The following is a 12,496-nucleotide window of genomic DNA, read 5'->3' on the forward strand; positions in this document are numbered from 1 at the left end:
CGTAATGGATTTATTTTAGTAAGTAAAAAAATGCCTCAAAACAATCTTCACTCTACATGAGATTATTTTGAGGCATGTCCTATTTGTTCTTCATTTTCAAAAAATAAAGTTAAGCTTCGAATTTTTTAAATACTAATACTGCATTATGTCCACCAAAGCCAAGACTATTACTCATAGCGTACGTAATATCTAAATCTTGTGCTTCATTAGGGATAATGTCTAAGTCACATTCAGGATCTGGTGTGTGTGCATGAATCGTTGGAGCAACTTTAGAATCACGAATTGATAATGCTGAGAAGATGGCTTCTAGTCCACCTGTCGCGCCTAATAAGTGACCAGTCATTGATTTAGTTGAACTAATCTTCAAGTTCTTTGCAGCGTCACCGAATGTGTTTTTAATCGCTTTAATTTCGTACATATCGCCTACAGGTGTACTTGTACCATGTGCATTTAAATATTGAACATCTTTAGCTTCAATACCTGCATCATCTAAAGCGGCTTGCATAGCACGTGAACCACCTTCACCTTCTGGAGCTGGAGCAGTGATATGATATGCGTCACCTGTTGTACCATAGCCCACAATTTCAGCATAAATTTGTGCGCCACGAGCTTGGGCAGATTCTAATGATTCAATCACTAAAATACCGGCACCTTCACCCATAACAAATCCATCACGGCCTTCTTGGAAAGGACGGCAAGCTGTTTCTTTATCATCATTCGTTGATAATGCACGACTTGCGCTAAATCCAGCAAGTGCCATATGTGTAATAGGTGCTTCAGTACCGCCAGTAATCATTGCATCAGCGTCTCCACGTTGGATGATTTTAAATGCTTCACCGATAGAATTTGTGCCAGTAGCACATGCAGTAACCGTTGATCCGTTTGGCCCTTTTGCGCCTAAATCAATAGATACTTGGCCAGTAGCCATATCTGGAATTAACATTGGTACGAAGAATGGACTTACTCTTCTTGGGCCTTTCTTCTGTAACGTGCTATGGGCAATTTCAAATGTTTCCATACCGCCAATACCTGAACCAATCCATACACCAATACGGTTTGCAGTATCTTCATTGATAGCTAATTTCGCATCTTCTACCGCTTGTCTTGCAGCTACAACTGCGTATTGAGTAAAGCGGTCCATGCGACGTGCTTCTTTCTTCTCAATATGGTCTTCAATATTAAAGTCTTTTAATTCACCAGCTAGATGAACGTTATAGCCTTCAGTATCTACACGCGTAATTGTATCAATACCATTAACGCCTTTTAACGCGTTGTCCCAACTTGTCTGGACATCATTTCCGATAGGTGATAATGCACCCATACCTGTAATTACAACTCTTTTATTTTCAGTCATACATTATATCCTCCTATTTACCCCATTTGATAACCATAGCGCCCCAAGTTAGGCCACCACCGAAACCTACTAATACTAAAGTATCGTCGTCTTTAATTTTTCCATTTTCTAATTCTTGTTGAATACTTAAAGGTATTGAAGCTGCAGAAGTGTTACCAAAGCGATTCACAGAAACACTCATTTTTTCTTTTTCTATACCTAATCTTTCACGTGCGGATTCCATAATTCTAATGTTTGCTTGGTGAGGAATAAACATATCAATATCCTCAGATTGTAAACCTGCTTTTTCTACGACGCGTGTAGACGCATTACCCATAATTCTTACAGCAAATTTAAACACTTCACGTCCATTCATTACTAGTTTACCAGTATCTTTGTTCAAGTATAAGTATTTTCCACCTGAACCATCAGATCCCATCTCATAACTAATAATGCCTCGGCCTTCAGAAACTTCGCCAATCACTACGGCGCCAGCGCCATCGCCGAATAAAACAGCTGTTGAACGATCAGTTAAATCAGTAATCTTAGATAATTTATCTGCACCTACAACTAAAATATTTTTGTAATCACCTGATTGTATGTATTGTTTTGCTGTAATCATTGAATACATAAATCCTGAACATGCTGCTAATTGGTCCATTGTTGGTACTTTGTCGGTACCTAATTTATCTTGTAAAATATTCGCAACTGACGGGAATGGTGTGTCCCCAGTAGCTGTTGCAACAATAATCATATCTATATCTTTAGGTTCAATACCTGCATCTGCAATAGCTTTTTTACTTGCTTCATAAGCTAAATCAGAAGTATCTTGATCTTCTCTAGCCCAACGTCTTTCTTTAATACCAGTCATTTTAGAAATCCATTCATCTGAAGTTTCTAAAAAGCTTTCAAAATAGGCGTTATCTACAACTTTTTCTGGCGCATAAGCGCCAAATCCTTTTATACCTACGTTCATGAACGCACACCTTCTTACTTCATTTTTTAATACCAGGTATTAATTTAACACACTTTTTTATATCAACTCAAGTAGTTACCCTTTCAATATTACGCTTTATTATTGAAAATTAAAAAATATACATGAAGATAAAAATTTAAGACATTTTTGAAACACTTAAATAGTATCCCTATACAAAGAAGATAGTTTACATTAAAATGGAATTATATAAACTATGGAGGTCATTGGTATGAAATACCTAGTAACATTTATTTGGGCATTAATTTTATTGCAAATGGTGAACTTCGTGCTAAATAGTTTAAACGGTGGCGGTTCATTAAACTTTGTTACACCTATTATTCTAGCAGTAATTTTCACAATATTTATTGCGATTTTTGGCGCGTTAATTAAACCTAATGATTTTTCCCGCAAAGGTAACAGATAATTATCTTTTAACTATGTCTTATACTATACACGTTTCAACTTTGAATTAATATTCACAGTTGAGCGTGTATTTTTATTATAAATATAGCTCTCTTCAAAGTACTTTAAGTCGACTTTGAAGAGAGCTTTTATTCATTTATTCACTTTTTTGTCTTTAATGTTATTCAGTTGCTGGTTGTTGTACATCAAATGTTAAATCTTGTTCTTCATTTAAATCTACGTTGATTGATGTGCCTTCAGCCATATTTTCTTTAATCATCATACGTGCTAACGGTGTTTCAATTTGTCGTTGAACGAAACGTTTTAATGGTCTTGCACCAAATTGTGGTTCGTAAGCTTCTTCACCTAACCATTTTTTAGCTTCATCTGAAACTTTGATTGAAATACGTTGATCCATTAAACGTATATTTAGTTGAGTTAAGATTTTATCGACAATCATGCTCATATCATTTACTGATAATGGTCTAAATAAGACGATATCATCCATACGGTTTAAGATTTCAGGTTTAAAGAATGCGTGTAAGCTATCCATGACTGCTTTTTCAGTATCATCTGTAATTTCACCAGTATCTTTAACATTTTCAAGAAGTACTTGTGACCCGATGTTACTTGTCATAATAATAATCGTATTTTTGAAGTCTACACTACGACCTTTAGAATCTGTCAAACGTCCTTCGTCTAGAATTTGTAGTAACACGTTGAAAACGTCACTGTGCGCTTTTTCAACTTCGTCTAATAAGATTACTGAATAAGGATTACGTCTAACCGCTTCAGTTAATTGACCACCTTCATCATGGCCTACATAACCTGGAGGCGCTCCAATCAATCTAGACACAGAATGTTTTTCCATATATTCACTCATGTCTATTCGAATCATGTGTTTTTCGGAATCAAATAATGATGCAGCGAGTGATTTAGCTAATTCAGTTTTACCTACACCAGTCGGTCCAAGGAATAAGAAACTGCCAATTGGTCTATTAGGATCTTTAATACCAGCACGCGCTCTTACGACGGCGTCAGAAACTAAATCAACTGCTTTATCTTGTCCTACTACACGTTCATGTAGGATATCACCTAAGTTGAGTAGTTTTTCTCTTTCTGTTTCAACTAATTTAGATACTGGAATTCCTGTCCATTGACTAACGATATCGCCAATTTCTTCATCAGATACAACTTCGCGAATCATACGTTCACTGTCGCCTTGTTCGTCTTGATACGCCTCTTCAAATTCTTTTAATTCTTTCTCTAATTGAGGAATCGTACCATATTGTAATTCAGCTGCTTTTTCAAGATTACCTTCTGTTTGTGCATCCTCTAAAGCTTGACGACTGCGGTCCAACTCGGCGCGTTTTTCTTGTACTTTAGCAATTTTTTCTTTTTCTTGTTCTACACGAGATTGTAATGCGCTTTGTTTTTCCTTTTCATTTGAAAGCTCTTCTTGAAGTTCTTCAAGACGTAGTTTACTAGCATTGTCAGATTCATTTTTCAATGCACTTTCTTCAATTTCTAATTGCATGACACGTCGATTGACTTGGTCTAATTCAGTTGGATTTGAACCCATTTCTGTACGAATAGTTGCACAAGCTTGGTCTACTAAGTCGATTGCTTTATCAGGTAAAAATCTATCTGTAATATAGCGGTCTGATAATTCAGCAGCTGCTACTAATGCACGGTCTTGAATACGTACACCGTGGTATACTTCATAACGTTCTTTTAATCCACGTAAGATAGAAATTGTATCTTCTACATCTGGTTCACTTACGCCTACTTTTTGGAAACGACGTTCTAATGCTGAATCTTTTTCAATATATTCACGATATTCATTGAGTGTTGTTGCACCGATACAGTGTAATTCACCACGTGCTAACATTGGTTTTAACATATTACCTGCATCCATAGCGCCATCTGTTTTACCAGCACCTACTAACATATGAATTTCATCGATGAATAAGATAATACGTCCATCTGCTTCTTTAACTTCTTTAAGCACAGCTTTTAAACGTTCTTCAAACTCACCTCTAAATTTTGCACCAGCAACTAAAGCACTTAAATCTAATTCAAAGATAGTTTTATCTAATAAAGATTCTGGTACGTCTTTACGTACAATACGTTGAGCTAAGCCTTCGACGATAGCCGTTTTACCTACACCAGGTTCCCCAATTAATACTGGGTTATTTTTTGTTTTACGACTTAAAATTCTAATCGTATTGCGAATTTCTTCATCTCTACCGATAACAGGGTCCATTTTGCCTTGGCGAACTTCTTCTACTAAGTCACGGCCATATTTTTCTAATGCTTCATAGTTTACTTCTGGATTTTGTGAAGTCACATGATTTCCCCCTCTAACTTTAGTAATAATTTCTTTAACAACTTCCGCTTTATTTCCGACATATTGTTGAGTTGTTTCATCAATGTCCATTGCAGCACGCAAGATATGTTCCATTGAAATATATTGATCTTCGTAATCATTCATATACGATTCTGCTTTATTTAATAACTCATTTGCTTTTTGACTAATATATTGTCCATATTGAACATTATCACCTTGTACTGAAGGATAATTTTTTAATTTATTAGTGTAAGCTTGATTTAATTCTTCAGTATCGATATTTGCACGTTCTAATATACTTTTAAATAAACTATCACTTTCATCTAATGTGCCTTTTAATATGGCTTCAACTTCAATGTTTTGTAATTCATGTTCTTTACTAAGTTCAACTGCCTTTTGTAAAGCACTTTGAACGGTATATGTCATTTGATTAATATCCACATTTGTCACCCCTACTTATTTGATAAGAGCCAGGCCAAATACTTCTTTTTTGACTTTGACTTTCTTTGACCTTAAATATATTATAATCCCTATTTGACTATTAAGCAACAATTATACTTAACTTTTTAAGTTAATTTGTCCAAAGCCCAAAGCCTACTATGACAACATTTTAATTACTATTACTTAAAATATTTATCACGCTTACACTTATTTTAAACATCAAACTTATTGATATTTTCAGATATTATGGTCAAACATTTTATAATTAAAAATAAGAGCAAGACTGAAATCGAATTAAATTTTTCAGATTTCGTTGCCTTGCTCCTACAAAACTTGATTAGACTCGACTAGAAAAAGCACTTAAAAGCGGTACAACTTTTGGGGTTCAGTACATTTTCCCTAGTCACTTTTATTTATTTTTCTTATTATTTTTGATTGTCTTAATAATTTCATCTGACAATGCTCGAACGCCACTATTTTCTAAATGAATACCATCTGATGCGAAATATTCAGAATGTCCTTCTGAACGTTTATACCAGTCAACTAATGTAACGTTTTTATGCTTTTTAGTAGCATTAGCAAGATGTTTATTAACATCATCTTGCCAGTCACGTGGTACACGTGTATTCACTAAATAGATTTGAGCATCTCCAAATTTACTAATAAGTTGATTCAACTCATCTTCGGAGAAGTCCCCATTTGTTCCAAGTTCTAATACCACTTGATCTGATGGTTTATTATAATTTGAATAATTACTAGCTATAGTTAAAGCTTCTTGTAAATGACGTCCAACCTTACCATCGATAGTTGCTTTAGGTGCTCGTGATTTGAATGTTTCACCAATATCTACCATTACCGAATCACCTATTAATAATGGACTAATGTTAGTATCAACTTGGTCTTTAGTCTTGCTTTCACTTGTTGAACCATCAAGATGAATGTTTTCGCCAGGCATCATTCTTACCAAATATTTATCTACTTCTTCTGTATTAAATGAATTTGCCTTGTTGTCAATTTCATCTTTTCCAAAACGGTCAAATACCCCAACAAATATCAATAATAACGGTAGAGCTACGACAATAGCCACAATTGTTCTAATGAATTTAGGACGTTGTAATCGATTGAATGAAAATGCTTTAAACCCTTCTTTTCTAAATGGTGTTTCAACATAGCGGTAAGATAACTCGGCAAATAAGACAGTTAATATAATATCAACTATATACACATAGGCTGGTATCTGACCATCTATGAAATGGATATGTATAAAACTGATAACTGCAAAGTGCCATAAGTATAAACTATATGAACGTTGCCCAATATAGACAAAGACTGGATTCCCAATTAATTTAGCTAATAAGCTCGTTGGATGAACAACACTTGCAATAACAAATAATGTCATTCCTGATATTAAATAAAAACCACCGTTATAAATCCAAGCGCTACTATCACTGACTGTAAAGAACAGAAGAATTAATGTAATTAATCCTATAATTCCTATGCCATCGATAGCACGCTGTAAGACAACTGGAGGGTTTGCTTTCAGCTTAAAAGGTGGCCATATAAACGCTAAAATTACACCGAGTAATAATGTTTGTAAGCGTGTGTCTGTTCCGAAGTACACACGTGAATAGCCAATATTAGGTTGTGAAATAATTACCATCGCTAATAATGAAACAAGCGAAATAATCCAAAAGATCAGGGTAACATTTCGATATTTTTTAATTGTTAATAATAAAATAACTAACACGAATGGAAAGAATAAATAAAACTGTTCTTCTATTGCAAGTGACCATAAGTGTTTTAAAGGCATAAACGAAAATTGTTCAAAGTAATTTACATCTTTAGCAATATACCACCAGTTTGAGACGTAAAATAACGCTGCTAGAATATCGTGCTTCACCCGTACAATTTGTTGTGGCTCAAAGATTAATGTAGCAATGCCGACTACCATTAAGAGCGTGACAACTGCTGGAAGTAATCGTTTAATTCGTCGTATCCAAAATTGTCTAAGATTAATAATTCCTTTTTCTTCGTATTCCTTTAATAGTAAACTTGTAATTAAGTATCCCGAAATGACAAAAAATGTATCTACGCCTATGAAGCCGCCCGTTAGCCATCTTCTATTGAGATGATAGATGATGATACCTAACACAGCAATAGCTCTTAAGCCATCTAAGCCAGGCATATAACGCATTTTCGTTTTGCGATGCTTCCCTCTTTTTAATTCCTGTGTCATTGTTCACATTCTTTCCCTATAATAATAAATTTCAAATAAATTCATTAAATATAAAAGTGTTGAAAATCATGATAAAACGAGAGCCGATGATTAACAATATGAATGAAAATAATTCACTCTATAATCTATGTTAAATTTAATCAATATAAGTCTTATGTATTTTAGTATAACGCATAATCAAATTCAAATTGTATTACAATTATGTCATGTTAATAGGTCACTTTGTCACGTGCTATTTTTATTTAGAGGAGATAATTATAATTTTTTTCTAAAAATAAAAACAATAGCACAACGAAAGTGTGTACTATTGTTTATATAGTGATAGCTTAACCTACGCCTAAAGCTATTTTAGCGTATCTTGACATCATGTCTTTATTCCAAGGTGGATTCCAAACAATATTGACTTCTGTATCCTGAATCTCAGGAATTTCTGCTAATACCGTTTTAATCTGGTCGATGATTTGGGGTCCAAGTGGACAACCCATTGATGTTAATGTCATTTCAACTGTACATATACCATCATCATCTACATTCACTTTATATACTAAACCTAAATTAACAATATCAATTCCTAATTCAGGGTCAATTACCATTTCAAGCGCACCTAGGATACTGTCTTTTAAAGCCTCTTCCATTAGTATCACCTCTCAATACTTATCTTACACTAATATATCAAATATCCGACAAAACGCCAATAAAATGCTATGATACAACTAAATAAGAAAATTGATGAAAAGTAACAAGGAGAAACTTATGGAACCTTATTTAATTTGTCTAGATTTAGACGGAACGTTATTAAATGATGATAAAGAAATTAATGTTTATACAAAACAAGTTTTAACAACATTGAAAAAACAAGGCCATCAAATTATGATTGCAACTGGTCGCCCATACCGTGCTAGTCAAATTTACTATCACGAACTAGATATGAATACGCCAATTGTCAATTTTAATGGTGCCTATGTCCATCATCCAAAATCAGATGATTTCGAAACAACTCATGAAGTATTAGACGTTGATTTAGCTAGAAATATGATAGAAATGCTTCAAAAAGCAAATGTTACTAACATTATTGCTGAAGTTCGAGATCATGTATTTATTAATAGTCATGACCCCCGCCTCTTTGAAGGCTTCTCAATGGGCAATCCTAAAATAGAAACAGGTAATCTACTGGAAGGTTTAAATGAAGCGCCAACTTCTATCTTAGTAGAAGCAGAAGAAGTTAATATTCCTCGTCTTAAACAAATGTTGACGCGTTTTTATGCGGAAAATATTGAACATCGTCGTTGGGGCGCTCCGTTCCCGGTTATTGAAATCGTCAAACGTGGCATAAGTAAAGCACGAGGTATCGACCATGTAAAAGATTACTTGAATATTGATTCATCTCGTATTATTGCATTCGGCGATGAAGATAATGATATTGAAATGATTAAATATGCTAAATATGGTATCGCAATGGAGAACGGTCTTGATGAATTGAAACATATTGCTAACCACATTACATTTTCTAACAATGAAGATGGCATCGGCCGTTATCTTAACGATTTCTTTAAACTTAATATACCTTACAAAGGATAAACCAAGTTCTAGAGGTGAGAATAACACTTTAACTAATATGCACGCTCACCTCTTTTTAATGATAGATAATTATGGAGGATTGTATATGAATAAGATTATAGTCGTCGGAGCAGTCGCAGGTGGCGCTACTTGTGCCAGCCAAATACGTCGTCTTGATAAAGAAAGCGAAATTATAATTTTTGAAAAGGATCGCGATATGAGTTTTGCCAATTGTGGCTTACCTTACTATATCGGTCAAGTTATTACAGAACGAGATAAACTCCTACCAATCACCCCAGAAACGTTTAAAAATAAAAAAGATATTACAGTGAAAACATATCATGAAGTAATTGAAATTAACGATAGCAAACAAACTGTAACCGTATTAAATCGCCAAACTAATGAGAAATTTGAAGAAACTTACGATAAATTAATATTAAGTCCTGGCGCTAGCGCTAATACTTTAGGTTTCGAAAGCGACATGATATTCACTTTAAGAAATATGGAAGATACCGATGCTATTGATCAATATATTAATAAACATCAAGCTAAAAAAGCACTAGTTGTAGGTGCCGGCTATATTTCATTAGAAGTGTTGGAGAATCTTTATCATCGTGGCTTAGATGTGACATTGATTCATCGTTCTGAAAGTGTGAATAAACTAATGGACCAAGATATGAATCAAGCTATCTTTGATGAATTAAATAACCGCAATATTACTTATCGCTTAAATGAAGAAATAACAAAGGTCGAAGGACATACAGTGACATTTAAATCTGGTATTCAAGAAGATTACGACTTAATTGTCGAAGGTGTTGGAACACATCCTAATTCAAACTTTATTCAATCATCAAATATTAAGTTAGATGAAAAAGGTTTCATACCTGTGAACGACAAATTTGAAACAAACATACCTAACATTTATGCATTAGGCGATGTGATTAGTTCATTTTATCGTCATGTAGATTTAAAAGCACAAGTGCCTTTAGCTTGGGGTGCTCATCGTGGTGCTAGTGTGATAGCTGAACAATTTGCAGGCAATCAAAACATCACTTTTAAAGGATATCTTGGAGCAAATATTGTAAAATTCTTTGATTATACATTTTCAAGTGTTGGTGTGAAACCTTCTGAATTAAATCAGTTTGATTATAAAATGGTGGAAGTAACTTCAGGTGCTCATGCCGGTTATTACCCTGGAAATAGTGATATACATTTACGTGTTTACTTTAATAAAGATGATCGTCAACTTTTACGTGCTGCAGCAGTAGGTAAAGAAGGCGTAGATAAACGCATTGATGTATTAACAATGGCAATGATGAATGGTATGACAGTTGATGAACTTACAGAATTTGAAGTCGCTTATGCCCCACCATATAGCCATCCTAAAGATTTAATCAATATGATAGGTTATAAGTCACGCGATTTGTAAAAAATCTTCTATACTAAATCAAATCGATTTTTATCACTCTAATTTGACAGAAAAGCAAAAAATAAACTCGAGCGTGTGAGAAGGAAATCCTTAGATGGACGTTTCTCACACGTTCGAGTTTTTACTTGTTTATTTTAATGCGTCTAACCTAGGCCAAACATTTTCGTTAGTGGTCCCCAAGGTAGAATAACGCCTAATAACATTGTAATAATGATTAAGACGATGGTTGTCCAGAATAAACCGTGACTTGCTTCGTGTTTCTTTCTTTTCGCAATCGATACTTCCATAAGTGCGACTACGGCAAGGCCACATAACATTTTCAATGTTAATAGCATGTGGTTGCCTCCACCACCATGACTAGCGGCGATAAATTCTTGAATTAAAATCCAAAAACCTGAGAATAGTGTTAATAACATAAAGACTCTTAACGCCATTTGTAAAGGTTTGAACATAGGTGTTGGACCTTGAGATTTAGAAATGTGTAAGAAAGCAATTACGTATAACACAATTGTTAATACCCAACTTAATATATGCATATGTAACAAGACCGAATTCCCCCAATACTTATAATTTCATTTCACCTATTTATCATAACATATACGACTTTTATAAAGATTAAAAATTTCAAAATAAGAAAATGCCACTAATAATCTAATGAAACTTCAATGATTTTGTTCTCCTAACTACTAAAAGTAACTAGAAATGAATCAAGTAGGATTTTAACTCATATTCATTTCCATCTATTACTACATAAACTAAAAGACTGAAACATTTATAGAAATGTCCCAGCCTTTAAATTAATCATTCGAATTATTCACTGTCTTCTGCAATGTACGTAGTTAACGTACCGATATTGTCAATTGTAACTTTAACTTCATCACCCGGTTGTAAGAAACGAGGTGGTTCTAAACCTGCACCTACACCAGCTGGCGTACCTGTAGCAATAATATCACCAGGATGTAATGCTACATATTTAGAAATTTCTTCGATTAAACCGTCAATTTTGTTAATCATTTGACTCGTATTACCATCTTGGCGAATTTCATTATTCACTTTAGTGACAATGTTAACATTTTCCGGCGTTGGTAATTCGTCTTTGGTTACAATGTATGGACCCATTGGGCAACCACCAGTTAAACTTTTAGATAAGAATGCTTGATCTTGGGAATTTTGAGCAGTACGGTCAGTGATATCATTGATAATTGTATAACCGTAAATATAGTCTAATGCTAAAGCTTTAGGAATTTTTTCTCCAGATTTACCAATTACAATACCTAGTTCACCTTCGTAATCTAATTGGTCTGTGATATCTTTATGATTTGGAATTGTTGATTCACTACCAGTTAAAGATGAAGCGGCTTTAGTAAACACATATAAGCGTTGTACTTCATGGTTTAACTCGCTTGCATGATCTTGATAATTACGACCAAACGCAATTACGTTATTTGTAGGCGTTACTGGTGGTAAAAATTCAATGTCACTAAACGCAATTTTATAATTATCAGCTTTGCCACTATCTTCTGCAGCTACAACAGCTTTACGAACTTGTTCTTGGAAATCAATCGTTTGGTTTTGTTGTAAACCTTCTAATAACGTTTTAGGATGAAAATCTCCTTCACCAAATTCAGCAAAAACTTGTTTCAAATCCCATACTGCGTCTTCACGCTTAACTTTAACGCCGTAAGATTCAGCGTCTTTATATTTGAATGATAAAAATTTCATTCAGTATCAACTCCTCATCTATATCTTAGTTCATATTATAACTTTAAATA

General features: G+C 34.1%; 10 protein-coding genes. 3 read left to right on the forward strand and 7 right to left on the reverse strand.

Going from position 1 to position 12,496, the window contains the following annotated elements:
- Positions 1-109: 109 nt before the first annotated feature.
- Together fabF and CD147_RS05120 are read right to left on the reverse strand one after the other, a co-directional pair.
- Positions 110-1,354, reverse strand: a complete 1,245-nt coding sequence (fabF, locus tag CD147_RS05115; protein WP_103166361.1) for a beta-ketoacyl-ACP synthase II — start codon at positions 1,352-1,354, stop codon at positions 110-112.
- A gap of 13 nt (positions 1,355-1,367) precedes the next feature.
- The gene (locus CD147_RS05120; RefSeq protein WP_103166362.1) at positions 1,368-2,309 is read right to left on the reverse strand and encodes a beta-ketoacyl-ACP synthase III; all 942 of its coding nucleotides are present in this window, start codon (positions 2,307-2,309) and stop codon (positions 1,368-1,370) included.
- 229 nt (positions 2,310-2,538) lie between these two features.
- Between CD147_RS05120 and CD147_RS05125 the strand changes: the two genes are divergently transcribed.
- The gene (locus tag CD147_RS05125) at positions 2,539-2,733 is read left to right on the forward strand and encodes a YjzD family protein (protein WP_103166363.1); all 195 of its coding nucleotides are present in this window, start codon (positions 2,539-2,541) and stop codon (positions 2,731-2,733) included.
- Positions 2,734-2,892: 159 nt separating this feature from the next.
- Here CD147_RS05125 and clpB read toward each other — a convergent pair whose 3' ends face one another.
- From clpB to CD147_RS05140, 3 genes are all read right to left on the reverse strand, one after another.
- On the reverse strand, positions 2,893-5,502 hold the full coding sequence (clpB, locus tag CD147_RS05130; protein WP_103166364.1) for an ATP-dependent chaperone ClpB: 2,610 nt from the start codon (positions 5,500-5,502) through the stop codon (positions 2,893-2,895).
- A 409-nt stretch (positions 5,503-5,911) separates the two neighbouring features.
- Positions 5,912-7,738 (reverse strand): acyltransferase family protein, encoded by a 1,827-nt coding sequence (locus tag CD147_RS05135; protein ID WP_103166365.1) that lies wholly within the window; start codon positions 7,736-7,738, stop codon positions 5,912-5,914.
- A 326-nt stretch (positions 7,739-8,064) separates the two neighbouring features.
- Positions 8,065-8,373: a metal-sulfur cluster assembly factor gene (locus CD147_RS05140; protein WP_103166366.1), complete on the reverse strand. Its 309-nt coding sequence runs from the start codon at positions 8,371-8,373 to the stop codon at positions 8,065-8,067.
- Positions 8,374-8,491: 118 nt separating this feature from the next.
- Between CD147_RS05140 and CD147_RS05145 the strand changes: the two genes are divergently transcribed.
- Positions 8,492-9,316 (forward strand): Cof-type HAD-IIB family hydrolase, encoded by an 825-nt coding sequence (locus tag CD147_RS05145; RefSeq protein ID WP_103166367.1) that lies wholly within the window; start codon positions 8,492-8,494, stop codon positions 9,314-9,316.
- Between the two features lie 85 nt (positions 9,317-9,401).
- Positions 9,402-10,724: a CoA-disulfide reductase gene (locus tag CD147_RS05150; protein ID WP_103166368.1), complete on the forward strand. Its 1,323-nt coding sequence runs from the start codon at positions 9,402-9,404 to the stop codon at positions 10,722-10,724.
- A gap of 143 nt (positions 10,725-10,867) precedes the next feature.
- Here the strand turns inward: CD147_RS05150 and CD147_RS05155 are convergent, their stop codons facing one another.
- Both CD147_RS05155 and CD147_RS05160 read right to left on the reverse strand, forming a co-directional pair.
- Positions 10,868-11,269 (reverse strand): YisL family protein, encoded by a 402-nt coding sequence (locus CD147_RS05155; RefSeq protein WP_103166369.1) that lies wholly within the window; start codon positions 11,267-11,269, stop codon positions 10,868-10,870.
- A gap of 265 nt (positions 11,270-11,534) precedes the next feature.
- The gene (locus CD147_RS05160) at positions 11,535-12,446 is read right to left on the reverse strand and encodes a fumarylacetoacetate hydrolase family protein (protein WP_103166370.1); all 912 of its coding nucleotides are present in this window, start codon (positions 12,444-12,446) and stop codon (positions 11,535-11,537) included.
- Positions 12,447-12,496 lie beyond the last annotated feature (50 nt).

Origin of the sequence: Staphylococcus devriesei, from assembly GCF_002902625.1 — a bacterium.
In the GTDB taxonomy this organism is placed as follows: Bacteria; Bacillota; Bacilli; order Staphylococcales; family Staphylococcaceae; genus Staphylococcus; species Staphylococcus devriesei.